This window comes from Lignipirellula cremea (assembly GCF_056501455.1).
This window is the reverse complement of sequence record NZ_CM151415.1, coordinates 309,996-334,876: the sequence shown is the minus strand read 5'-3', so window position 1 is coordinate 334,876 and position 24,881 is coordinate 309,996. Positions and strand designations below refer to the sequence as shown.

The 24,881-nt window shown below is 65.4% G+C and carries 20 protein-coding genes; 15 read left to right on the top strand and 5 right to left on the bottom strand.

Going from position 1 to position 24,881, the window contains the following annotated elements; all coding sequences use genetic code 11:
* The first annotated feature begins 158 nt into the window (after positions 1-158).
* Both SH602x_RS01400 and SH602x_RS01395 read left to right on the top strand, forming a co-directional pair.
* A complete protein-coding gene (locus tag SH602x_RS01400; protein WP_479475111.1) occupies positions 159-1,160 on the top strand; it encodes a CHAD domain-containing protein in 1,002 nt (333 codons plus the stop codon).
* A 520-nt stretch (positions 1,161-1,680) separates the two neighbouring features.
* Positions 1,681-2,571 carry an acyl-CoA desaturase gene (locus tag SH602x_RS01395; protein WP_479475110.1) on the top strand — a complete coding sequence of 297 codons (891 nt, stop codon included), beginning with the start codon at positions 1,681-1,683 and terminating at the stop codon, positions 2,569-2,571.
* 615 nt (positions 2,572-3,186) lie between these two features.
* On the opposite strand, the gene SH602x_RS01390 is transcribed toward SH602x_RS01395, so the two are convergent.
* The 3 genes from SH602x_RS01390 to SH602x_RS01380 form a co-directional block, all read right to left on the bottom strand.
* Positions 3,187-4,587 carry a hypothetical protein gene (locus SH602x_RS01390; protein ID WP_479475109.1) on the bottom strand — a complete coding sequence of 467 codons (1,401 nt, stop codon included), beginning with the start codon at positions 4,585-4,587 and terminating at the stop codon, positions 3,187-3,189.
* Positions 4,588-4,824: 237 nt separating this feature from the next.
* Positions 4,825-5,502: an EF-hand domain-containing protein gene (locus tag SH602x_RS01385; RefSeq protein ID WP_479475108.1), complete on the bottom strand. Its 678-nt coding sequence runs from the start codon at positions 5,500-5,502 to the stop codon at positions 4,825-4,827.
* Positions 5,503-5,585: 83 nt separating this feature from the next.
* Entirely contained in the window at positions 5,586-6,371 is a 786-nt protein-coding gene (locus SH602x_RS01380; RefSeq protein WP_479475107.1) for a dioxygenase family protein, read from the bottom strand.
* A gap of 318 nt (positions 6,372-6,689) precedes the next feature.
* On the opposite strand from SH602x_RS01380, the gene SH602x_RS01375 reads away from it, so the two are divergent.
* From SH602x_RS01375 to SH602x_RS01340, 8 genes are all read left to right on the top strand, one after another.
* Complete coding sequence (locus SH602x_RS01375; RefSeq protein ID WP_479475106.1) at positions 6,690-8,063, top strand: MBT domain-containing protein; 1,374 nt, start codon at positions 6,690-6,692, stop codon at positions 8,061-8,063.
* A 422-nt stretch (positions 8,064-8,485) separates the two neighbouring features.
* Entirely contained in the window at positions 8,486-9,763 is a 1,278-nt protein-coding gene (locus SH602x_RS01370) for a beta-ketoacyl-[acyl-carrier-protein] synthase family protein (RefSeq protein WP_479475105.1), read from the top strand.
* 270 nt (positions 9,764-10,033) lie between these two features.
* Positions 10,034-10,294 (top strand): acyl carrier protein, encoded by a 261-nt coding sequence (locus SH602x_RS01365; protein ID WP_479470222.1) that lies wholly within the window; start codon positions 10,034-10,036, stop codon positions 10,292-10,294.
* 87 nt (positions 10,295-10,381) lie between these two features.
* On the top strand, positions 10,382-11,782 hold the full coding sequence (locus SH602x_RS01360) for a phytoene desaturase family protein (protein WP_479475104.1): 1,401 nt from the start codon (positions 10,382-10,384) through the stop codon (positions 11,780-11,782).
* Positions 11,783-11,976: 194 nt separating this feature from the next.
* Complete coding sequence (locus tag SH602x_RS01355; protein ID WP_479475103.1) at positions 11,977-13,434, top strand: phytoene desaturase family protein; 1,458 nt, start codon at positions 11,977-11,979, stop codon at positions 13,432-13,434.
* Between the two features lie 143 nt (positions 13,435-13,577).
* Positions 13,578-14,012, top strand: coding sequence for a 3-hydroxyacyl-ACP dehydratase FabZ (gene fabZ / locus SH602x_RS01350; protein WP_479470225.1), 435 nt, complete (start codon positions 13,578-13,580; stop codon positions 14,010-14,012).
* Positions 14,013-14,314: 302 nt separating this feature from the next.
* Positions 14,315-15,124, top strand: a complete 810-nt coding sequence (locus SH602x_RS01345; protein WP_479475102.1) for an enoyl-ACP reductase FabI — start codon at positions 14,315-14,317, stop codon at positions 15,122-15,124.
* A 337-nt stretch (positions 15,125-15,461) separates the two neighbouring features.
* Positions 15,462-15,716, top strand: a complete 255-nt coding sequence (locus tag SH602x_RS01340) for a hypothetical protein (RefSeq protein WP_479475101.1) — start codon at positions 15,462-15,464, stop codon at positions 15,714-15,716.
* 134 nt (positions 15,717-15,850) lie between these two features.
* On the opposite strand, the gene pheA is transcribed toward SH602x_RS01340, so the two are convergent.
* On the bottom strand, positions 15,851-16,957 hold the full coding sequence (pheA, locus tag SH602x_RS01335) for a prephenate dehydratase (protein ID WP_479475100.1): 1,107 nt from the start codon (positions 16,955-16,957) through the stop codon (positions 15,851-15,853).
* A gap of 462 nt (positions 16,958-17,419) precedes the next feature.
* Here pheA and dnaK point away from each other — a divergent pair, with 462 nt between their 5' ends.
* From dnaK to SH602x_RS01310, 5 genes are all read left to right on the top strand, one after another.
* On the top strand, positions 17,420-19,324 hold the full coding sequence (gene dnaK / locus SH602x_RS01330) for a molecular chaperone DnaK (protein ID WP_479475099.1): 1,905 nt from the start codon (positions 17,420-17,422) through the stop codon (positions 19,322-19,324).
* Between the two features lie 111 nt (positions 19,325-19,435).
* A protein-coding gene (locus SH602x_RS01325; protein ID WP_479472857.1) for an IS630 family transposase occupies positions 19,436-20,580 on the top strand; the annotation gives its coding sequence in 2 pieces (ribosomal slippage) (positions 19,436-19,883 and positions 19,883-20,580; 1,146 coding nt in all).
* Between the two features lie 239 nt (positions 20,581-20,819).
* Positions 20,820-21,032 (top strand): hypothetical protein, encoded by a 213-nt coding sequence (locus tag SH602x_RS01320; RefSeq protein WP_479475098.1) that lies wholly within the window; start codon positions 20,820-20,822, stop codon positions 21,030-21,032.
* A 332-nt stretch (positions 21,033-21,364) separates the two neighbouring features.
* The gene (locus SH602x_RS01315; RefSeq protein WP_479475097.1) at positions 21,365-22,651 is read left to right on the top strand and encodes a S1C family serine protease; all 1,287 of its coding nucleotides are present in this window, start codon (positions 21,365-21,367) and stop codon (positions 22,649-22,651) included.
* Positions 22,652-22,665: 14 nt separating this feature from the next.
* On the top strand, positions 22,666-23,922 hold the full coding sequence (locus SH602x_RS01310; protein WP_479475096.1) for a right-handed parallel beta-helix repeat-containing protein: 1,257 nt from the start codon (positions 22,666-22,668) through the stop codon (positions 23,920-23,922).
* A gap of 388 nt (positions 23,923-24,310) precedes the next feature.
* Here SH602x_RS01310 and SH602x_RS01305 read toward each other — a convergent pair whose 3' ends face one another.
* Positions 24,311-24,682: a hypothetical protein gene (locus tag SH602x_RS01305; protein ID WP_479475095.1), complete on the bottom strand. Its 372-nt coding sequence runs from the start codon at positions 24,680-24,682 to the stop codon at positions 24,311-24,313.
* Positions 24,683-24,881: the final 199 nt, after the last annotated feature.

The window sequence follows — 24,881 nt, the reverse complement described above, 5'->3', positions numbered from 1 at the left end:
GGAGGACAGGCCGTCCATGACCCGGTGCCGTTAACCGGCGTCGTTAGCCGGCGCCTTTACCCGATGAGCGAGGCGAACGAAGATGGCGGGCAGCGAATCAGCGCCGCCTCCCCCATGAACGATTCCTCGGCCTCGGACGCGCTTCGCCGGAGAATTGCATGGCTTTCCGACTTGAGGGCGACGAAAAGATCGCGCACGCGCTCCGCCGGATCGCAATCGAGCAACTCAGCGATTCCATCGCCGAGATCGAGAACCCGGAACTCGACCGGTACGAGACGGTCCACCAGGTCCGGCGGCGCTTCAAGCGGGTGCGGGCCATCCTGCGACTGGCACGCGAAGCCTTCCCCAAGACGTACCGCCGGGAGAACGCCGTTTGCCGGGACGCGGCGCGGGAACTGGCGCCGTTTCGCGACGCGCAGTCGGCGATCGAAGCCTTCGACGCCTTTCGCAAGCGCTATCGCCGGGAGCTCGCCGACGAACCGCTGGCGAAGATCCGCGACCGGCTGCTCGAAGTCAAAGCGGAGACCGACCCGGGCAACGACGAGCTTGCCGCGCGGCTGAGCCGGACGCTCGAAACGCTGCAGGAGCTTCGCGAGCGTGCAGCGGAATGGAAGATCGGCGGCGACGACTTCCGCGTGATCGAGGGGGGACTGCTGCGACTGTACGCCTCCGGCAGCGTCGGGAGAAAAGTCGCGTTCCAGGCGGCGAAGCGCGAGCCGTTCGCGCTGACGACGACCGAGGCCCTGCATGACTGGCGGAAGTCGGTGAAGTATCTCGGCTTCGCCCTCCGGATCCTGACGCCGACGTGGAAGGAAGGGCTCGGTCAGCTTCGCGAAGTCACCGATCGCCTGGAAGCGAAGCTCGGCGAAGAGCACGACCTGGCGCTGCTGTGCGATCGAGTCTCGACCGAAAAAGAACGCTTGGGCTTCGAGGCGGAGGCCGAACGCTTCCTGCCGCTGGCGGAGCAGCGACGGCTGGAGCTGCGGGAAAGCGCTCGCGGTCCCGGCGCGAGGTTTTACGTCGAGCGACCCGAGGATTTCGTCCGGCGCCTGCGTCGGTACTGGAAGATTCGAAGCCAGGAACTGCAGAAACTGGCCGCCCAGCAGCCGCCCGCGACTGCCGCTGACGAGCAGGAGCATTCTGACGGCGCCTCGACATAGGGCCCGAAGCACGCCGCTAGCACGGCGGCAGGGGCTGGCAGGAGCGCTTCCCGACGAATCGCCGAAAACGCGAAGAATCGGCGAAGAAGCGTGCCCGGAAAGGGATCCAGGAAATCGTGCGGCGCCGGTATAGGTATTGCCTACAATGCGAACTCGCCGAGACGCGTAGAATGCGGCTTCTTCCCCTCCGGAAACGAGACGGTTCCTCTGCAAACCCTGTCGAACGGCCCACGCGGCCACATTCGAAAGGGCAGGAAAAGTTCGCGAAAAGCGAGCTTCCCGGCAAGTTCCGTCTACCCTCCCAATTCCAGAAGATTTACGATTTCCTCGAATCGCGGAAGCGGCCGTCCCCAGCGACAACGCCGTCTGTAGAAACCGAGCGGCGCCCAGCGTGCAGGCGTTCGACGAGTGACGTATCGCACGCGATGATCGGTTCTGCGGCAAGGTTGCCGTTCGCTCGCCGCTACGGCTCGAACGAAACGCTGCGAGCGGAACCCTAAAGGAATCCGGGTCCCCCCTGATGTCGAAGCTTCGATCTGCCGACTGGCTGCGCAGTTCGCCTTACTGGGCGCTGCACCTGGCCTGCCTGCTCGTGTTCCTGCCTGGCGTGGGATTCAGCTGGCTCGCCCTGGGCGTCTGCGTCGCGCTTTACGCGGTTCGCGTGTTCGCCCTCACGGCGTTCTACCACCGCTACTTCTCGCACCGCACGTTCACCACGACGCGCTGGTTCGCGTTCGTCGGCGCTCTGCTGGGCAATCTGGCCGCTCAGAAGGGCCCGATCTGGTGGGCCGCCCATCATCGCGACCACCATCGCTACTCCGACCAGGAACAGGACGTTCATTCGCCCGTCGTGCACGGCTTCATCTGGAGCCACATGCTGTGGTTCCTGACGTCGGAGAACATGACGACGAAAGTGTCGAACGTGCCCGACCTGTACAAGCGGTGGGAACTGCGGCTGATCGACCGGTTCGAGTTCGTCGCCCCCGTTTCGCTCGCCGTCGGGCTGTTCCTGCTGGGCTGGGGTCTGGATACCTGGGCGCCGTCGCTGGGCGTGAACGGCATGCAGATGCTCGTGTGGGGCTTCTTCATCTCCACCGTTGCCGTCTACCACGTCACTTACTCGATCAACTCGCTGGCCCACGTGATCGGCAAGCGTCGCTTCAAGACGGCGGACGACAGCCGGAACAACTGGCTGCTGGCCCTGCTGACGTTCGGCGAAGGCTGGCACAACAACCACCACTACTTCCCGAACTCGGCTCGCCAGGGGTTCTACTGGTGGGAGATCGACCTGTCGTACTACACGCTGGTCGTGCTGTCGTGGTTCGGCCTGGTGTGGGACCTCAAGCGGGTTCCCGAAAAGGTGCTCCAGGCGGGCCTCGGCAAGGCGCCCGCTCCGGCTCAGCAGCGGTAAACGGACTCCCCGGCAGGGCATGCCTGCCGCAGAGCCTTCAGAAACAGGAAGCGCGTCGCCGATCGTTCGGCGACGCGTTTTTTCGTTAGACGGCTGATTGAGCGCTCCGCTGAAGCAAAAGTCGCTCGAAAGCTTGTCGGCTAGCGGGGGACGGAAGTCCCCCGAGTCCGTTGATCGAGCGCAGCGACGATCGAGCGCCGGGAGCCGCGATGACTCTCATGCGGGATAGCGGGCTCGCCCTGCCGTCCGTCGCGTTCGCTTCGCGAACCGAGCTCGGGGGACTTGAGTCCCCCGCTAGCCCCTTAAAGGACCCCGCAAGAAAAGTGTCGCCTTCTGCGGTGGTCAGCGCGTATCGTTCAGTCGGCGGGGATAAGCGCCGGCCCAGGTGTCGCGGTCGAAATTCTAGATACTCGACCCTCGACTTGCCCATGACGACCGTTATCCCTATTGCGCCCCCCGCCAGCCGACGTCGGCCTTTTTCGTACAACGCGATTGAGGTTTATCTGACGAGCGATTGAAAGATTTCAAAGCGAGCGGAAGGCGATAGCCTTCCGTGTTTCGTGAAGATGCGACTGAAACGGGACACGGAGGGCTCACGCCCTCCGCTCGCCTGCTTCATTCGACGACGCCGTTCGCCTTCGCGAGCCGCTCGGCGAACTCCGGCTTGGTCGCGACGAGGATCTCGCGGATCGCCTGACGATCCGCGGCAGAGAGATGCGCGAACGGATCCTTCGTCGGCTGCCGCTTGCGCGGGCCTGCGCTCGCTTCGTCGCCGGCCGCGTCGTCCGGATTCTTCTCCGCCGGCCTTTCGTTCAGGACCGCGATGAGGCGGTCGTAGACGTACGATCGCACTTCATTCGGAAGTCCGTCGAACTGCGGCGAGTAGATCAGGAAGCTGCACGGGTACTCGAACAGCCGCGTCTGCAGGTCGAACTCCCGCAGCGACCGGCCCCTGGCGTCCCGCGGTCCCTTCGCCGAAAACTCCGCGGCGAAGCCGGAATTCCCCGCGACGGGCGACGTCAGGCGGAACTCGTCCGCGAAGAGCAGCCCGGCCAGCAGCTCCTCGCCGGCCGATTCGATCCGGCGGGTCGTCGTTTCGGAGCGATAGTCCGCCGGACGCTCCAGCGCCTCGTTCATCGTCTGATCGTAGGCCAGCGCGCTCCGCGTTTCGTACTCCGCCGCCGTGATCAGGTTGTGCATCTGCGTCTGATGCTCCAGCGTCATCAGCGCGACGATGTCGCTCGTCGGCTGACGGTAGGCCGTGACCTCGAAGTACCGCGCCAGATCTTCGATGTTGGCGCCCGCCTCGACGTCGATCGGATTGACAGCCGTGTCCTTCGCGAAGACGTTGCCCCGATGTCGCAGGTCGCCATGCGTTCCGGTGACGTACCAGCCGCCGTAGCGATCCGCGAAGTCGGTGGTCCAGTCGGTCACCTGCGTCCCCATGCCGTAGTGCGGGCGCCCGTCGCCGCCGGCGAAGACCGAGCGAACGAGATAGCCCGGCACCGACTTCGTATTCGACGAAGCGTGGCACGTCATGCATTCGCCTTTGTCGCGAACGATCCGCGGACGGAGGTCTTCGGTCTGCTCGACGGTATAGAAGACGGCGCCCAGGTCGGGATCGACGGCGGAAAGCTCCACGACGTCGCCGCCCGGCACCCAGCCGACGTAGACGTCGTCGTTGAAGTAAAGCGCCCGCGGCGTCCGACGGCTGATGCGGTGGATCTGCAGGCTGGTCTTGGAGAAGACGAGCGTCTGCGACGACTCGGGCACCTCCAGCTTCTGCAGCAGCGCCGGCAGCCAGCCATGCCGCTCGTCCCACTTCAGTTCCTCGTCGCTCGATTCGAGCTGCTGGCGGAGTTTTTCGATGACGTCGTGCGACGGCGTATCTTCGTACGCGATCGGCGGCTTGTAGAAATCGGGCTGAGCGAAGGCCGTCGGCAAGGCGCCGCCGCAGAACAAGGCGCTGCCGCAGCCCAGAAGCGCCGCCATCGCGAAGATCAGTCCCCGTCTCATCCGCCGACCTCTTCCCAGCCGTCGCTCGAAATCTACACCCACACGTCTAGATTTCATTGTCGGACATCGTCGGGACGATTTCAAGCCGCTTCTTCGCGGGCCAGAAGTTCCAGGGCCAGCAGACCGTGACGGGTCAGGCGGTCGAGAGCGTCGCCTGCGCACGAAAAAAGGACGCGGCTCCTGAGAGACGCGTCCTGTTCGACGTTCGGCGAATTTCTCTTGTCGACTTCGACGTCCTTACAGTTCCGGCGATTCGCCGGGAGCCGGGCCGCGGCCGCCCCCTTCGCGCGGTCCGCGCTCGCCGCCTTCGCGCGGTCCGCGGGGTCCCGCCTCGCGCATCCGCGCGAATGCGGCCGTCAGTTCTTCCTTGGAGACGCTGCCGTCCTTGTCGGCGTCGATGCGGTCGAAGTTCTCGCGCATCCGCTCGGGCGCCTCTTCCTTGGAGAGCTTGCCGTCGCCGTCGGCGTCCGCTTCGAATGCCCGGTCGATCATCTGTTCCGGACTGAAGTTGAACCCGGGTCCGCCGGGTCCTCCCGGTCCGCCGCCCGGACCTCCGGGACCGCCAGGTCCGCGACCCGGACCGCCGGGTCCGCCCGGGCCTTCGGGTCCGCCCTGCGGACGCATCTCTTCCGGCGTCAGCTTGCCGTCTTCGTTCTTGTCGAGCGTCTTGAGCGACTTGACGGCGTTCTCCAGTTCCTCGGCGGAGATCGTGCCGTCCTTGTCGGTGTCCAGCGCGGCGATGACCGGGGAAGGCATCATCCGGCCGGGTCCGCCCGGGCCTCCCGGCCCGCCGGGACCGCGACCTTCCGAACCGCGTCCAGGACCGCGGGGACCGCCCTCGGGCGGCTGGGCGTAAACCGCCGTCGCCGAAACGGCGCCGGCAGCGAGGAGGAGCGTGAACAGCGTGCGCTTCATGGGAGTCTTTCCGTCGTAGAGAGGCCGCGAATGCGAGCCGGAAGAGTTCGTCGCGGCGACGATGCGCCGGCGACGTTCAGTTTCTAAGAGTTCTCGCGCGGCGGGGGACCGTTCGGACGCGGACCGCGCGGTCCGCCCGGAGGGGGGCCGAATCCGCCGCGACCCGACTGCACTTCGGAAGGCGCGATGCCGCGGAGACGACCCTGTTCGTCTTCGACCGGCGTGCTACCGAGGACGACGTCGAACTTGGCCGACAGCTCCCCGATCTTGGAATCCGGAATCGCCGCGAAGTCGGCGGTCACCGACGCCGCCTGCTCGCCGAGCGAGCGGTAGATGCCGTCGCGTGCGTTGCCGGGATGATCCTTCACGAACAGTTGCGTCGTGAGCAAGCGTTTTCCGCCCGCGCTGACGGCGTAGTGAATGTGCGGCGTGCGACCGGGGTAGGGGACCGGCTTCACGGTGCGGAAATAGTACTGCCCGCTCGAGTCGGTCATGAACCGACCGTAGCCCTGGAAGTTCTTGTCCCGCTTCGCGGCCTGGCTGTCCGCGGAATGCAGATAGGCCCCGTTCGCGTCGACCTGCCAGATCTCGACGAAGGCGTTGCGGATCGGCTCGCCGTCCGGCCCCAGAATCCGGCCCGTCAGGTGCGTCACCTCGCCGACGGCGGGCGTGAGCGCGTCGTTCAGAACCAGCAGATCGTTGTCCGTATCGAGGGGGAGCTTGTCCGGATAGAACGGCCCCTCGGTCATCGACGGCGTCGCGGAGAGTTCCGCCGCGAACGCGCCGGGCGCCCACCACGCCGCTGCCGCGACCGCGGCGGAGGACTGCAGAAACCGGCGACGACTGTCAGAATCCGAAGACGAACGCATAAGACTTTCCGTGCGGAAGAGAAGACGACCTGGCGGCGCTTCTGTACTGCATGAACGCCGCCGAAGCCTGAATTGTTGCACGCATTTCTCCAATTTCGCAGACTCCCGTCCGTAACGAGCAGGAAACGACGAGTCCGCCGTCAGGCTTCCCGCCGGCCCGTTTCCTGGTACTAAACCGGTAGAAATGCGTTCGGCCGAAGCGTCAGGACGTTCAAGATCGGAGCCGCCGGGGCGAAGCAGTTGCGTCCGCTCGTGGAGCTTCCTTCCGTTCGTCTCCCGCCGAAGCCGTTCGGCCCTCTCTTCCTGGAGTCGCCTGGAATGTTCGTCGCCTGCTTCCGCCGGGTCTTGGTGACCGGCCTGCTCGGGATCTCCGCCTGCGGAGTTCTCTCCGTCGCGAACGTCGCACTCGCTGCCGAGCGCGACGACTGGCTGTCGCAGGGACTTCCGCCCCTGATCGAGCCGTCGAAAGGGCCTGCGAAGGAACCGGCTTACGCGATCACCAGCCTGAAGATCGAACGGAACCACGTCGATCAGGAAGTCCTGAGCGGCACGGTCGAGCGGAACTGGCTCGTCACGACGCTGCCGAAAAGCGTGCAGCTGGTCATCCTGCCCGCTCACGGCGGACGTTACGCGCACTACGTCAACATGAGCGTCAACGGACCCCGCGAGTCCGACCGGCTGGGCGGAATCGTCGGCGGACTGCTCGACTGGCGCGGAAAGATCCCGGGCGGGGCGCGGATCTATCTGGAAATGACCGCCGCTTCGCCGATCAAGGAACAGCCTCCCGTCCGGCTGTCGGCGCCCTACTGGTTCGGCACCGAAAAGGAACTCGCCGCGGCGATGCGAAAGGGCGAGCCGCCGTCCGTGGAGGACGCGACGAATCCGACGCTCGAAACCGTGGCGGCGCCTGCCGACGTCGCGCTTCCTAAGGGAACGCCCGTCTTGGTCGCGACCGGCGAACGAAAATCGCCCGGGGTCGTGTATGAAGCGGCAGCCGCCGGCGAACCGGTCAGCGTGCTGACCTATCTCGCACGACCGGGCGGGCTCTATCTCCCCTACGTGATGAAGCCCGAGCGGGAGAAGCTGGAACTGGAGGCGAGCGCCCTGGAAGCCGCGAAGGGGAACGACCCCGCCATCGCCGCGAACTTCAAGAAGTACGACCAGCGGCTCTCCGCTGGCCAGGCGCCGAAGCGTCTGGCGGCGCCGCCCGAGAAGGAAATCGAGGAGGGAACCCGGCTGGTCGGCTTCACGCTGCACGGCATGGAGCCGTTCGTCGCGATGGGCCCCGCCGCCAGCGGCGTCGTGAAGATCCAGTCCGCGAAGGGGGGCGAACCGCTGGAGAAGCGGGTGCAGGATCTCTACCTCGACCCCGCGCCGGAAGAGCTCAAGCCCGCGCCCTCGGCGACGGCGTCGGCGCCCACCGCGACCGCTCCCGCCGGCACGCCGAACACGCCGCAGAACGAGCCGTCGGAGGCGATCGAACCCCAGGTCGTCGCCCAGGATTACAAGATCCAGAAGGGCGATAAGTTTCAGGCCAAATGGGCCGGACAGTGGTACCCCGTCGAGATCGTCAGCCTGGAACCGGACGGCAAGGTGAAGATCCACTGGATCGGCTACACCGACGCCTGGGACCAGATCGTCCCTCGCACCGAACTCTTCCGAATCGACGAAAAGCCGCCCGCTCGGGAGTAGGATCCCGTCCGTTCAGACCCTGTCTCGGTGACCCGTGTGCCACTGCTGGCTTGTCCAGCAGTGCAGCGGGCAGCGGTTCGTCCGCCGATCGCAGCCGTCGTTTCCCGAAGGAACGCTTCGATCCGGGCGGCGACTTCGTGATGGACGCTCTCGCAGAGTCGGAATCACTTCCGGGGCGCTGCACTGCTGGACAAGCCAGCAGTGGCACACGGAACGAACGCTTCAGGCTCCGAATTCGTAGAGCCCTACCGGCCTGCGACGATCTGCGGCCAGCCGATTCCGATCGGTCGCCGCTTGCCGGCACGGCCCGATTCGCCTAACTTTTTTTAGCGCTGCCGACGGTTTTCCGGCGCGTTTCATCGCTCAGCGTCTGCGCATCCGGCGGACGCTCTCGCTACCCCGTTCGCCTCCGGCCTTCCTGAATGATCGCTTCGCCAGACCGCGACTTTCCTCCCCGCCGCGATTCCGACGAGTGGCGGATCGTCGTCACCGGCATCGGCCTGACGTCGCCCAACGGGAATACGCTGAAGGAATACCGGGAGAATCTCCTCGCCGGCGTCAGCGGCGTGTCGAAGTACGAAATCCGCTACATCGGCGAAACGCTCGCCGGAATCTGCGACTTCGAGGCGACCAAGTACCAGCCGAAGCGCGATCTTCGCCGGGGCACCCGCGCGGGCAGCGTCGGCATCTACTGCACGCGGGAAGCGATCGCCGATTCGGGCCTCGACTGGGAAAACGTCGACAAGTCCCGCGTCGGGATCTACGTCGGCGTGACCGAGCACGGCAACGTCGAGACCGAAAACGAAATCAACGAGATCAAGGCCTTCAACTACGACACCAGTTGCTGGTCGCACCACCACAACCCCCGCACCGTCGCCAACAACCCGGCAGGCGAAGCGGCCCTGAACCTCGGCGTCACCGGCCCGCACTACACGATCGGCGCGGCCTGCGCGGCGGGTAACGCCGGCCTGATCCAGGGTCTGCAGATGCTCAGGCTCGGCGAGTGCGACGTCGCGCTCGCGGGCGGCATCTCGGAGAGCATCCGCACGTTCGGCATCTTCGCCGGCTTCAAGAGCCAGGGCGCTCTGGCCGAACATGCCGAACCGGCGAAGGCTTCCCGCCCCTTCGACGTCGCCCGTAACGGCATCGTCGTCTCCGAAGGGGGCTGCATGTACGTCCTGGAACGGCTCTCCGACGCGAAGGCCCGCGGGGCGAAGGTCCTCGCGGAGATCGTCGGCTACGCGATCAACACCGACGCCACCGACTTCGTGCTCCCCAATCCGGAACGCCAGGCCGAGTGCATGCATCTGGCGCTCGGTCGGGCCGGCATCCCGGCGGAGCGGATCGACCTGGTCAGCACGCACGCGACCGGCACGGGGCAGGGCGACATCCAGGAAGTCGCAGCCCTGCGCAAGGTCTTCGGCCATTCGAAGACCACGTTCATCAACAACACGAAGAGCTTCATCGGCCACGCCATGGGTGCCGCCGGGGCGCTGGAGTTGGCCGGAAATCTGCCGGCGTTCGAGGACCGGGTCGCGCACGCGACGATCAACGTCGACGACCTCGATCCGGACTGCGCGCTGGAGGGCCTGGTGCTGAACCAGCCCCGCGAGATGGAGCGCTGCGACTACGTGCTGAACAATTCGTTCGGCATGCTCGGCATCAATTCCGTGTTGATCGTGAAGCGGTTCACGGAGTGAGGGAATTTCCCGGCGAGCGGAGGGTGTCAGCCCTCCGTGTCGGAATCGCTGGATCACGCCGCATGCACGGAGGGCTGACACCCTCCGCTCGCCGTTGCGATGGAACGTCGTTCGAGCGGTTCGGAACTCGGGGGACTTTCGTCCCCCGCTCAGAGATTCGCGGACGCTCCCGCCGGTTTCCGCCGGGGGGCAAGACGGGTAAGATATCCCGGCCCGATTGCGGTTCGCCGTCCGCCCTGTCGTTCAGTCTGCCTGGAGCGCTCTCGCCTCATGACGCCTGCGGAGATTCGCGAGGAAATCCTCGACATCCTGTCTGACATCGCCCCGGACGAGGACCTCGGTTCGCTCGACGACGCGAAGCCGTTCCGCGATCAGATCGAACTCGACAGCATGGACTTCCTCGACATCGTCATGGAACTCCGCAAGCGCCACCGCGTGCAGGTTCCCGAGGAAGATTACGGCCAGCTCGCCTCGATGCAGAGCACCGTCGACTACCTCGCTCCCAAGATGAAGGACCTCAGCAAGACGTAGGTTCGCTCCTTCGGGCGTCGTTGGTACGACCAGCGTCCGATTCTGGTGCCACTGGCTCTGCCAGTGCATAGCCCTGCGCGGCGCCGCATGTACGACACGATCATCATCGGCGCCGGCATGTCCGGCCTGGCGGCGGGCATCCGCCTGGCCCACTTCGAGCAGAAGGTCTGCGTGCTGGAAAAGCACACGACCATCGGCGGGCTCAATTCGTTCTATCGCCTGAACCGACGCGACTACGACGTCGGTCTGCACGCGGTCACGAACTTCACCGAAAAGGGGACCAAGAAGGGCCCCCTGGCGAAGCTCCTCAGGCAGCTCCGCTTCAAGTGGGAGGACTTCGCCCTCTCGCCGCAGCTCGGTTCCGAGATCGCCTTCCCCGGCGTCCGGCTGAAGTTCACGAACGACCCCGAGGTGCTCGCCTCCGAGGTCGAGAAGAAGTTCCCCCGCGAACGGGATCGTTACCGCGCGCTGCTGGGGAAGATCCTCGACTACGACGAGCTCGACGAAGCCGCGTTCCAGATCTCCGCCCGAAAGGTTCTGGGCGAGACGCTCAGCGATCCGCTGCTGATCGAGATGCTGCTCTGCCCGCTGATGTGGTACGGCAACGCGCGCGAGCGGGACATGGACTGGGGCCAGTTCTGCATCATGTTCCGCGCGCTCTACCTGGAAGGGCTCGCCCGACCCTTCAAGGGCGTGCGGCTGATTCTGAAGAACCTGGTCAAGAAGTTCCGCGGTCTCGGCGGCGAACTGCGGCTTCGAACCGGCGTCAAATCGATCAAGACCGAGAACGGCCGCGCCGTCGGCGTCGTTCTGGAAAACGGCGAAGAACTTCTCGCCAAACGGATCCTGTCGTCAGCGGGCCGGCTCGAAACGCTGAAGCTGTGCGACGATCTGACGGTCGTCGATCAGGCCCAGGCGGGGAACCTGTCGTTCGTGGAGACCGTCTCGATCCTCGATCGCCTGCCGCAGCAACTCGGCCACGATCGCACGATCGTCTTCTACAACGATTCGGAGACGTTTCACTGGGAGCGTCCGACGGAAACGCCGGTCGACCTCCGCACGGGCGTCATCTGTTCGCCGAACAACTTCGACTATCCGCAGGGCGAACTGCTGGAAGAGGGCGTGATCCGCGTGACCGCGATCGCGGATTGGGATGCCTGGAGCCGTATGAGCGAGTCCGAGTACCGGCTGGCCAAGCACGAGTGGTTCGATCGCGTGAACGCGTCGGCGACCCGCTTCATGCCCGACTTCCGCCGCAGGATCGTCGCCTCGGACATGTTCACGCCGACGACCATCCGCCGGTTCACCTGGCACGAGAACGGCGCCGTTTACGGAGCGCCGGAGAAGGTGCTCGACGGCAGGACCCACCTCGACAACCTCTACCTCTGCGGCACTGACCAGGGCTACATCGGCATCATCGGCTCGATCGTCAGCGGCATCTCGATGGCGAACCGGTGGTGTTTGGCCGACCAGTCGACCGCGTCATGAGCCTCTTCTCGTAGGGTGGGTCTTGACCCACCTGTCGTCCATACGGTCATTCGACAGTGATTCATTGTCGGTTTCCACGACGTTCGACGCGACACGATCGCTTCATGCAGCGCCCCAATCTTTAGCGAATCATCTATCGATCGACAGGGTCCGCGACAGGTGGGTCAAGACCCACCCTACGAAATACGAGAAGCATGCCCAAGGACTTTCTCGCCGGCGTCGCCGACGAATACGACTGCATCGTGATCGGAAGCGGCCTCGCCGGGATGACCGCGGCGAACGTGCTGGGCCGCGCGGGCCGGCGTACGCTCCTGCTCGAACAGCACTACAAGCTGGGCGGGATGGCGACCTGGTTCAAACGACCGGGCGGGCACATCTTCGATATCTCGCTGCACGGCTTTCCGTACGGCATGATCAAGTCCTGCCGGCGCTACTGGTCGAAGGAGATCGCCGACTCGATCGTGCAGTTAGAGGGGGTTCGCTTCGACAACCCCATGTTCTCGCTCACGACGACCTACGATCGCGAGAACTTCACCGAGTTGCTCACCACGAAGTTCGGCATCCCGGCGGAGACCGTCACGGCGTTCTTCGACACCGCCCGGTCGATGAACTTCTACGACGATCAGACGACGACGACGGGCCAGCTCTTCGAACGCTTCTTCCCCGGTCGCGACGACGTGATCCGTCTGCTGATGGAGCCGATCGTCTACGCCAACGGATCGACCCTGGAAGATCCGGCGATCACCTACGGCATCGTCTTCTCCAACTTCATGTCGAAGGGGGTCTTCACCTTCGAAGGGGGCACCGATCGCCTGGTCGGGATGATGGAGAAGGAACTGAAGGCCAGCGGCGTCGACGTTCGTATCCGCTGCGACGTCGAGAAGATCGAGACGGAGAACGGTCAGGTCCGCGGCGTCTGCGTCAACGGCAAGCTCATCCGCTGCAAGTCGGTCGTCTCCAACGCGAACCTCCGATCGACCATCTTTCGGCTGGTCGGCGAGGAGAAGTTCGAACCCGACTTCGTGGAACAGGCCCGGGCCGTGCGGCTGAACAACAGCAGCACGCAGGTCTACATGGCGCTGCAGGAAGGCGACGAGATCGACGAATCGACCGGCGATCTGCTCTTCAGTTCGACGGCGACCGAATTCAACACCGAGGCGCTGCTCTCCCGCGACGTGACCAGCCGGACGTTCTCGTTCTATTACCCGCGAACGCGGCCCGAGGGTCGTCCGCGGACGCTGATCGTCAGCAGCACGAACGCCCACTACGACGACTGGGCCAGGCTGCCCGAGGACGAGTACGAGGCGAGCAAAGCCGACCTGGTCGAGACGACGCTCGACGCGCTCGAGAAGTACGTGCCGAACTGCCGCGAGCGGATCATCCACGCCGAGGCCGCCACGCCGAAGACGTTCGAGCATTACACCCATCACGTCGCAGGCGCGAGCTTCGGCACCAAGTTCGAAGGGCTCGGCGTCAGTCGCGATCTGCCCCAGCGGATCCGCGGCCTCTACCATGCCGGCAGCGTCGGCATCATCATGTCGGGCTGGCTCGGCGCCATCAATTACGGCGTCATCGTCGCCAACGACGTCGACGGCCTGCTGGCGAGCGAGGGATCGTCGACAGCGGTCTCCGCGGAGAGCGCGAAAGCGTAATCGACGAGTCGCTCTTTCGTAGGTCAGGCATCGCCTGACGACGGCAGCAACTCGCGTGACGCTCAAGCGAAGGCCGTCCAAGTCGCTCGATGCCTCGAAACGTCTTCCCTTAGCCGTCAGGCAATGCCTGACCTACGAGATACATGCCGCTCGACGCCGCGGAGATTCAGAACCTCATTCCGCATCGCCCGCCGATGCTGATGCTCGACGCCGTCGTGGAGCATGACCCGGAGCGGATCGTCTGCACGAAGAAGTTCACGGGCGACGAGTTCTACTTCCAGGGTCACTACCCCGACTATCCGATCGTGCCGGGCGTCATGCTCTGCGAAGCGGCGATGCAGGCAGGCGCCGTGCTGATCGCGCTGCGGAACGAACCGCTCGACGGCAAGGTGCCGGTCGCCGCGCGGATCGACGACGTGAAGCTCAAGCGGATGGTCCGCCCCGGCGACGAGATCCGCATGGAGATCACGCTCAAGGAGCGACTGGCCGACGCGTATTACATGGAGTCGAAGACGACCGTCGACGGCAAGCTGGCCATGCGGTTCTCGTTCGCCGTGACTGCCGCGCAACCTCAGTAACGTAGAACCAGTCCCGGCGAGCGGAGGGTGTCAGCCCTCCGTGCTTTCGCCAGCGCTTCGACTACCGTTTTCTGTCAGGCCGAACGAAGAGTTTCGGGTGCCACTGGCTCTGCCGGTGCTGCAGCTTGAACGGTCGCCTAACACGAGCGATCCGGCCTCCGGAAAAGCACTGGCAGAGCCAGTGGCACCCGGAGGAGAAACTGACATTGGACGATCGACGAACCACGACGAAGAATCGCCTCGCTCGACATAGAAACCACGGAGGGCTGACACCCTCCGCTCGCCCCAATCGTAGAAACGCGATGGACTTCCTCCAGCTTGCCGGCAAGAAGGTTCTGATCCTGGGGATCGCGAACAAGAAGAGCGTGGCCTTTCACGTCGCGAAGATCCTGCAGGACGCCGGCGCCGAGTTGCTGCTGTCGGTCCGCAGCGAGACGCGACGCGAACAGGTCGCGAAGCTCTTCCCGAACGTGCCGATCTTCGTCTGCGACGTCGAGAAGCCGGAGCAGATCGAGGCCCTTTCGGTCAGCGTCGCAGAAGCAGGGGGCGAACTGCACGGCCTGTTCCACTCGATCGCCTTCGCCGACTACGAAGGGGGCATGAAGCCGTTCCACGAAACGGGCCGGGCGCAGTTCCTGAGGACGATCGACGTTTCGTGCTACTCGCTGATCGCCGTCGCGAACGCGCTGAAGGATCGCTTCGTGAAGGACGCTTCGGTCGTGACGGTCTCCATCTCGACCACGCGGATGGCGAGCGAGAACTACGGCTTCATGGCGCCCGTGAAAGCGGCGCTCGAATCGTCGCTGGCCTTTCTCGCCAAGTCGTTCAGCGGCTTCTCGGAAGTGCGGTTCAACGCCGTTTCGCCGGGGCTGCTCAAGACGAGCGCGTCTGCCGGGATCCCGGGCTACGTCGATTCGTACCTCTTCGCGGAAAAGGCGATCCCGCGGGGCAGGGCGGTCGAGACGCTCGAGGCGGCGAACGTCGCGGCATTTCTGCTGAGCCCCCGATCGTCGGGTTTGCAGGCCCAGTCGATCGTCGTCGACGCCGGGATGGCGCTGAACTACTTCGACCGGCAGATCGTGGAAGCGGTCGTCGAAAAGCAGGCCGACTGACTTCGCTAACCGGCAAGGTTTCGCCTTCCCATCGACGCCCTTCGGTCAAAAGGCGCCAGTCGCGAGCGTTCTGCCGATTCTTCGGAAATTCCGGCGGATCATGCGAAGGCGATGCGGGCGGCCTTCCGATGAAGTTATTGCTTGCCGCACCGGCGAAATGCGTTTCCGGCGGCGTGCATCGACGCGGGAAACGGCGCTCAGAACGCCCGGTTTTCGCGACGATCGCTTCCCTGGTTCGTTTCCGAAGTTGACGACGACCGAGCGCTTACGCCGCCGATGCGGCGCCTCTCCGCGCACGAGTCGCACGATCGCTTCCCGCTCGGCGCCCCCGGATCGTATGATTCCCGCTTCCACGGCCGAAAAGGTTCGCGGCCTGATCCGCGAGACGTTCGACCGCCTCGGCGCCGAGAGCGGCGAGGTTCGGGAGACGATCCTGATCCGCGACGGCTATTACTGCGGGCGGCGCTATCACCGCGGCGGCCTGCAGGCGATCTGGTTCATCGAAGAGAACCAGCTCAAGTTCCACGCCCCGGACGGCAGCGTCCTGGAAGTCCGCTCCGCCGGCGAAGAACCGCTGCGGAAAGCGGCGTAGCCGAACTCGCGCCTGAGCGGGGGACGAAAGTCCCCCGAGATGCAGCGGAACGAGCGTCGGACTGACTGCGCGAGCGTCGAATTCGGCGTCGCGCTTCGGGGGGACTTTCGTCCCCCGCTCAGACAGAGCGCCTGCTACCCGCCGTTCGGGCCCTTGCGCCAGTCGCGACGGGGGAAGGAGCCCAGGACGACCAGATCCTGCGTCGTCCGATCGAGCGCCTCGAGCATCTGCCGGACGCGGGGCTCGTCGCGGTGCCCTTCGAACTCGATGAAGAAGAGGTACTCGCTGCGCGAACCGGGCATCGGGAACGACTCGATCCAGTTCAGGTTGCACTCGAATTCGCGGAAGATGGCCGTCGCGTCGGCCAGCGCGCCCGGGACGTGCGCGACCCGCAGTCGCAGCGCCGTCTTGTCGTCGCCTGACGGGACCGTCGGTTCCGACCCGATCACGGCGAACCGCGTGGCGTTGTCCTTCTGGTCCTCGATGCTCTCGGCGACGAGCGGCACGTCGTAGGCCATGCCCGATTCGCGACTGGCCACCGCGGCGGCGCCCGGTTTCTCGCCTGCCAGGCGGACAGCCTCCGCGGTGCTGGAGAACTCGATCGTGCGGGCCCAGGGAAGGTTCTCCGCCAGCCAGCGCCGGCACTGCGACAGCGCCTGGGGCTTGGAATAGACCTCGCGGATCTCCGCCCGGGGCGACTTGCTGAACAGGCAATGCCGAATCGGCACGGTCACTTCGCCGCAGATCGACTGCGGCTTCCGCGCGAGGACGTCGAGCGTGTCGACGATGCCGCCGTCGGTGGAGTTCTCCAGCGGCGCCAGGCCGAAGTCGGCGTCTCCCCGCTCCACGGCCTCGAACGTGGCGCCGATCGAGCCGACGGGGATCAGTTCCACCGCATGGCCGAACGCCTGCAGCGCGGCCAGGTGGGAGTAGCTCCACTCAGGGCCGAGGAACGCGACGCGCGTCGCGCGAACCAGCGTCCGGCTGGCGGCGATGATCTCGCGAAGCGCCGCGGCGGCGGACTCGGCAGGAAACGGCGGGTCCGCTTTCGGAATCCCGGAGAGATCGACCGCGTTCCACTCCGCCTCCCGGGAGCGAAGATCGGCGCCCGACCGCCGCGCCTGATCGATGACCTGCGCCCGACGCTGGAGGAGTTCGGCGATCGCCCGAAGGTTCTCCCGAAGTTCGGCGATCAGCGAATCGTCCGAAGGGGGCGACGCAGGCGGCTGAGAACGGGTCATGCGACGAATGCCGAGGGAAAAGCGCGGGCCTGCGGTCCCTACCGGCCCGCGGATCGACCGATTGGACGGCAGACCCTCGACAGCGTCAACGCGGGTCAGCGCCTCCTGCGGCGCGGCAGGCCAGCGACGGCGACTCTGCCGTTTCGGCGTGCGGCGGAGCGGCTCCCGGCGGCGCCTTAACGAAAAGAAAGCTCTCCCCGGTCCGGCGTTCGCGGCCGCTGTCATTTTGGCGGAGCTTCCAAGCGGCGCGCGGCAGGCGAGGATCCGGCGCGAAGAATCTTCTACCGCAAGCGCTTGTATCGCGGGGCCTTGCGCCGATCGACCGATCGCCGCCCCCCGAAGTGGCATAACGGTTGCTTTAAGGGGCGACAGCGAATCCGCGGCGTTCGAACGGTCGATCCGGGCGTTCTGCCGAGCCGACTGTCGCCGCGGTTAAAGACTGAAAAAGAAGGGAGCAGGATTATGGCTCAGGGAGAAAAGATTATCGGCATCGACCTCGGCACGACGAACTCGGTCGTGGCCGTCATGGAGGGGAGCGAGGTCAAGGTCATCCCCAACCCCGAGGGCAGCCGCATCACCCCCAGCGTCGTCGGCTTCGACGACAAGGGCGATACGCTCGTCGGCGAACCGGCCCGGCGTCAGGCGGTGATGAACCCCACCAAGACGATCTACTCCGTCAAGCGGTTCATGGGCCGCCGGCACGAGGAGGTCGAGGGCGAAGAGAAGATGGTGCCGTACAAGGTCGTCGGCGCCCCCAGCGAGTACGTCAAGATCGAGGTCGCCGGCAAGAAGTACACGCCGCAGGAGATCTCGGCCAAGGTCCTGCGCAAGCTGAAGGAATCGGCCGAGGCCTACCTGGGGCATAAGGTCAACAAGGCGGTCATCACCGTCCCGGCCTACTTCAACGACGCGCAGCGTCAGGCGACGAAAGACGCCGGCGCGATCGCGGGATTAGAAGTCGCTCGCATCATCAACGAGCCGACCGCTGCCGCCATGGCGTACGGACTCGACAAGCAGAAGAACGAGACGATCGTCGTGTTCGACCTCGGCGGCGGAACGTTCGACGTTTCCGTGCTGAAGGTCGTCGACGAGGACGGGCACAAGGTCTTCGAGGTCATCAGCACCTCGGGCGACACGCACCTCGGCGGCGATGACTTCGACGCGGCGCTCATCCACTTCGTCGCGGACCAGTTCCAGAAGACCAACGGCGTCGATCTGCGGAAAGACACGATGGCCCTGCAACGCCTCCAGGAGGCGTGCGAAAAGGCCAAGCGCGATCTCTCGGGCTTGCAGCAGACGGACATCAACCTGCCGTTCATTCTCGTGAACGACACGGGTCCCAAGCACCTGCAGGTGACGATCACGCGGACGGAATTCGAGAAGCTGACCGACTCGCTCATCGAGCGTTGTCGCAAGCCCGTGATGCAGGCGCTGAAGGATGCGAAGCTCGACCCGAAGCAGATCGACGAAGTCGTTCTGGTCGGCGGTTCGACGCGCATTCCGAAGGTCCAGACGCTCGTTCGCGACATCTTCGGCAAGGAGCCTCACAAGGGGGTCAACCCGGACGAAGTCGTCGCCATCGGCGCCGCCATCCAGGGCGCGGTTCTGTCGGGCGAACGCCGCGACGTGCTGCTGCTCGACGTGACGCCGCTGTCGCTCGGCATCGAAACCGAAGGGGGCGTGATGACCGTTCTCGTCGAACGGAATACCACGATCCCGGCAGCGAAGGAGAACGTCTTCAGCACGGCTGCCGACGGTCAGACCGCGGTGACGGTGAAGGTCTACCAGGGCGAGCGCAAGATGGCCGCGGACAACCGCGTCCTGGGCGAGTTCAATCTGGAAGGGATCGCCCCGCAACCCCGCGGCGTTCCGCAGATCGCTGTGAAGTTCGACCTCGATCAGAACGGCATCCTGAACGTTTCCGCCAAAGATAAGGGAACCGGGAAGGAAGCCAGCGTCCGGATCGAGCAGTCGTCCGGCCTCTCCGAAACCGAGATCGAACGGATGCGGAAGGACGCCGAGTCGCACGCCGAAGAGGACAAGAAGAAGGTCGAACTGGCCACGCTGCGGAACGAGGCTGAGCGCCAGGCGTACGATCTGGAGAAGCAGATCAACGAGCAGGGCGACAAACTGTCCGACGCGGACAAGGCGCCCCTCGAAGCGGCGATCCAGCGTACCCGCGAAGCGGCCAAGACGGACGATCGCGACAGCATCAAGTCGGCGATCGCCGGCCTGGAGCAGACGGCGAAGGCCTTCCTCGCTTCGATCAACGCCCGCGCCGGCGCCGGCCCCCAGGCTGGTCCCGGTCCGGAAGCGAGCGCCGACGACGACGCCGTCGACGCGGAGTTCGAGGTGAAGAAGGACTGAGGCGGACGAGTCTTCCTGTAGTAGTCGACCTGGCTTTATTCGTCAGGCGGAGGTTAACCTGATTTCGCGGAGGGAGTCGAGGGATCGTTTTCGATTTTCGCGGAGGCAGGGATGCCGGCAACGAACGAAAAGCTGGAAGTTCGTCTGACGCCTGAGACCCGGGCGGAGCTCGCGGCGTTCGTCCGCAAAGGGGACTCGCCGGCGGCGAAAGTTCGCCGGACGAGGATCCTGCTCCTGTCCGATCGCGAGCACGTCGACGGTCGTCGCACCGACGGCACGATCGCCGAGATCGTGGGGCTCTCCGAGCGGCAGGTCTGCCGGATTCGGCAAGCCTTCGTCCGCGAAGGAAACGTCGCCGCGGCGATCGAACGGAAGGCCCGCTCGGCTCCCGGCGTCCAGCCGATCTTCGACGGTCGCTCCGAAGCGAAGCTCGTTCTGCTGGCCTGCTCGACGCCGCCCGGCGGACGCAAGGCCTGGACGATGCAGCTTCTGGCCGACGAGGCGATGCGGCTGTCGATCGTGACGAAGGTCTCCGAAGAGACGGTTCGCCAGACGCTCAAAAAAACAGGCTGCAGCCCTGGCGGACGCGGCGCTTCTGCATCCCGGAGAAGGATCTCGCCCGCTTCGTCGCCCGCATGGAGAAGCTGCTCGACGTCTACGCCGAATCGTTCGACGACGAGCACGTGCTGATCTGCATGGACGAGGCGGCCAAGCAGATCCTGGCCGACGTCGAGCCGTCGCTGCCGATGACGCCGGGCCAGCCCCGCCGCGAGGACCATCACTACGAGCGCCGCGGCGTGCGGTCGATCTTCTTGTTCTTCGATCCCGTCGGCGGCTGGCGTCGCGTCTCCGGTCGCGACGGTCGAACGCGAGTCGACTGGGCCGAAGAAGTCGCCGAGCTGCTCGAGCGGGACTATCCCCGGGCCGAACTCGTCACGCTGGTCTGCGACAACCTCAACACGCACGACGTCGCGAGCCTGTACCATGCCTTCGACGCCGAGCGGGCGCATCGCCTGGCCCAGCGCCTGCGGATCGTCTACACGCCCAAGAACGGCAGCTGGCTCAACATGGCCGAGTTCGAGCTTTCCGTCCTGACGCGGCAGTGCGTCGGGCGACGCTTCGAAAGCGCGGCCGAGATGGACGAAGCGATGGCCGTCTGGCAGCGCGAACGCAACCGCCTGCGTCAGGCTGCGACCTGGCGCTTCACGACGGACGACGCTCGCGTCAAACTCAAACATCTCTACCCCAACGCCTGACGAATAAGGCTTGGTCGACTAGTAGGTCAGGCACCGCCTGACGACGGCGAGGATTCGCTTGACGCGAAGATCAGACGACGGGGCGCTTTCCACGCGGAAGCGTCCCGTTTTTCGTCGGGCAGTCGACCAGCGGGTGGTGCGAACCCGCATCTTCAGAAACGCATCTCTGACGCATACCGGGAGGAAGGCTGTCGTCCTTCGAAGACCTGCACCCCGCGTCAACCCGGGAGGAGCGATCATTGATTTCTGACCCCACGGAGGAAATCAAAGCGATCCGAGACCGTCTCGCTGCCGCCTGCGATTTCGATCTCGATCGCATCGTCGAAGAGACTCGGCGTCACCAACGCGAATCGGGTCGCGTGTTCTTCACGTCGGTCGACGAAGCGCCGCCCGCCGAGCGTTCGGCCTTGCCGGTCGACCAGGACGGTTCGCGGAATCAGACTTCGCCCTGACGAAACTGTCGCACGAATGCTGCCGACCGTGACGGGCAGACGCAGTTCGCGCGCGTTCCGATGGGCAATCCGCCCCGTCTTTCGTTAAAAACCGATCAGGAAGCGGGCAACGGGCGCCTGCCAGGGAAGGTCGAGATTTGTCCGCAGAGCCGGGATGGGTAGAATAAACCCGCCGACCGAGCGAACTCGATTCGGGCGGCGCCCTTCCTTGGAAGAGGTCGTCCCCGGAGTCGGTCTTTCTGAAAGACCGCGAAACTCCCGCGGGCGTTTCGCGGTTGTCAGGTAAGACGCGACCGGTTCGTCCCTTCCGCACGTCGATCGGCTGCCCGTCCATGACGGATCGACCATCGTCCACGTTCTGGCTTCCCGAGGGCGGCGATCCGTTCGAGGATCGTCGCGAGGAAGAGGCTCTACCCCCGAAGACCGTCGTCGAACGTCCCGCAGAGCGTCGCGAGGGTCCGATCCAGCGAGCCTTCGCCGGGTTGATCTCGCTGACGGGTACGACGCTGGCGCTCGGCGCCGCGCTGCTGCTGGCGAAGTGGTTCGTGCCCGGCATCGCCGAAGAGGTCCAGTTCGCGATCACCCGCGGCCACGACCGGGCGCGGCATGCCGAAGCGACGCTGGCGCTGGCGACCGATCCGCTGGCCGACATGCGGGTGGCGTTCGAACGGGTGTCGCAGAAGCTCACTCCGAGCGTCGTGCATATCGACACGGCCTCCGTCGAGGCGACGCTGGTCTCCAACGACTTCCGCAGCCCGACGCCTCGCGTCGCGCCGGAATTCGAGGGGCAGGGCTCCGGCTTCGTCGTCAGCGAAGACGGCTATATCCTGACCAACGAACACGTGATTCACGGCTCGGGCACGATCGAGGTCGCCCTCAACGACGGTCGCCGCCTCGACGCCGTCGTCGTCGGTTCCGATCCGGAGACCGACCTGGCCCTGATCAAGGTCGAGGCGAAGGGACTCGTGCCCGTCGAATGGGGCGACAGCGAGGAACTCGACGTCGGCGCCCCGGTCTGGGCCGTGGGAAGTCCGTTCGGGCTCGATCACTCGATCACGTTCGGCATCCTGAGCGCGAAGAACCGCGCCGGCAAAGCGGGCTCGATCTATCGCGATTACCTGCAGACCGACGCCGCGGTGAATCCCGGCAACAGCGGCGGCCCGCTCGTCAACGTGCGGGGGGAAGTCGTCGGCGTGAACGCGGCGATCGTGGGGCAGGCCTACCAGGGGATCAGCTTCTCGATTCCCAGTTCCATCGCCGAAACGGTCACGCAACGGCTCAGGACCGAGGGTCGTTTCCGCCGCGGATGGCTCGGCATCACGATGCGCGACATGAGCGCCGACGAAGCGGCGGAGCGCGGCTTGCCGGCGCCCTTCGGCGCGGTCGTCACCGACGTTCGCGACTACCCCGGCGTTCCTTCGCCCGCCCGTCAGGCCGGCATGCGGGAAGGGGACGTGATCGTCGCCTGGAACGGCGCTCCGATCGAGAATCCGACCCGGCTGCAACTCGCTGTCGGTCAGACGCCGGTCGATTCGCAGGCCCAGGTCGACGTCCTGCGCGACGGCGCCACGGTCTCGCTGAAGATCTCCGTCGCTGAGCAGCCGATCCCGATCCAGTAGGATAGGATGGCTGAATGGCCATCATTCCTTATCTACTGAGTCTGCTCGTCGTCGTCGCCTCTTCGCTCGCGCTGACGAGCGTCAGCGTTGCGGAAAGCCGAGTGGTTCGCGTCGAAACGCGTGCCGAGTTGGATGCGGCGCTCCGGGAGGCGCAGCCGGGGACGACGATCCTGCTCGAGCCGAGAACCTACCGCGGCGGAATCATCCAGCGATCGCTCCGGGGAACGGAGGCCGATCCGATCGTCATCGGGTCAGCGGATCCCGAACGACCCGCGACGATCGAGGGGGGCCCGAGCGGGATCCATCTTTCGTCGCCGGAGCATGTCACGCTGCAGGATCTGGTCTTCACGGGCCAGGACTCGAACGGGCTCAACCTCGATGACGGCGGGTCGGCCGAACGTCCTGCGACGCAGATCACGCTGAAGAACCTCCGCGTCCACGACGTCGGACCGGAGGGGAATCGCGACGGCATCAAACTCTCCGGCCTGGTCGACTTCCGGATCGAGGGCTGCACCGTCGAGCGCTGGGGGAAGAGCGGGTCGGGCATCGACATGGTCGGCTGCTCGCGGGGCGTCGTCGAACGCTGCCGCTTCTCTCATCCGGGCGTGGGACAGGCGAACGGCGTGCAGACCAAGGGGGGCAGCCGGGACATCGTGATCCGCCGGTGCGACTTCCTGCACGCGGGCGGTCGGGCGATCAACGTCGGCGGCAGCACGGGCCTGGCCTACTTCCGCCCCGAGCCGCAGGGGTTCGAGGCGAAGGACATCACGGTCGAGGATTGCTCGTTCATCGGCGGCCAGGCTGCCATCGCGTTCGTCGGCGTCGACGGCGCGGTCGTGCGGCATTGCACGATCTACGCTCCCGAACGCTGGGCCGTCCGCATCCTGCAGGAGAACCAGGGCGAAGGCTTCGTCCCCTCTCGCAACGGGCGTCTGGAGCGGAACGTCATCGCGTTCCGGGCCGATCCTTACACGCCGAAGATTCGGGAGGGCGCCACGCTAAGCCACCAGGTCTCGAACTTCCGCGCCCTGAATTACGGCGAGAAGACGGCGCCGGAAACGTTCGCCTTCGTCGGCAACGTCTGGCAGTGCATCGATAACCCCGACTGGACGCGGCGGCTGGTCCGGTTGCCGCATCAGGACGAGCGGGAAGGACGCTACGACCTCTCGCTCGAATTCGAGGAGGTCCGCGACGGCATGATGCGAGCCGTCGACGCGGAGAAGCTGGGCGTCGGCGTGAGGGCCGAGGCGACCGCGGCGGAGCAGCGCTGAGGGTCGCTTCCTGTAGTGGCTCGTCTACCGTTCGACCTTAGGCATGTGTGCCATGCCCACATCGCCGAAGGCAGGGTGGGCATGTACAGGGCCGCCCGAACCTAACATGCCCACGCTGCTATCGCGACGTGGGCATGGCACCCAGAAGTCGAAGCCTGACGTCCAACGATCGACCGACCTGTAGGTCAGGCATCGCCTGACGGCGATCTTCGGAAGCTTCGCCTTGAGCGGGGCGGTGACCCGCGAAGCGGCCGCGGTTGGAAGCTATCGACGGGTAATCCGCGGTTCGTCAGGCAAGGCCTGACCTGCGAAAACGCAGTTCGACGGGCGTAGCGTGACGATCGAACTCGGGGGGTTTACACCCCCCGCTCAGCAAGGATCGAACGAACTACAGCAGCCGGGTGAGGCGCTCGGTGCTGAGCCACTTGCGATCGTTGTAATCGAAGTTGGCGTCGTTGCGGACCTTGTAGACGGTCGTCTTCTCGTCGACGGCGGTGATGATTTCGTCTTCGTCGTCGAACAGGATGTCGACGCCCATCTCTTTGCAGAGACTGGCCTTCTGCTCCATGGAGCTGGCGTAGACGACCCGGTCGTACTTGATCTTGTACCCCTCCAGAGCCTGCTCGGTCGAACCGCTCTTCGGAGCGCGGCCGCTGAGGATGACGATCTCGTGGCCCGCCGCGGAAAACGCGTGGGTCAACAGACAAAAGAAGACCGGCTGCTCCTCGATCGTGCCGTCGATGTCGAGCGCAATGATCATGGGCGATGGCTAACGGGTACGCGTATCGGACGAGGCGCGAACGGACCGGGACCTCCCGGGACGGAGAGACCCACGTCCGAATCGGGACTGTGCGGTAAAGCTCGCAAGTGTAGCAGGATTGCGAGACGCATCCTATGGAGGGGGCAGGATTCGCGGCGGTCCGCACAGACGGAACGCCCGCCCGGATCGCTCCCGGGAA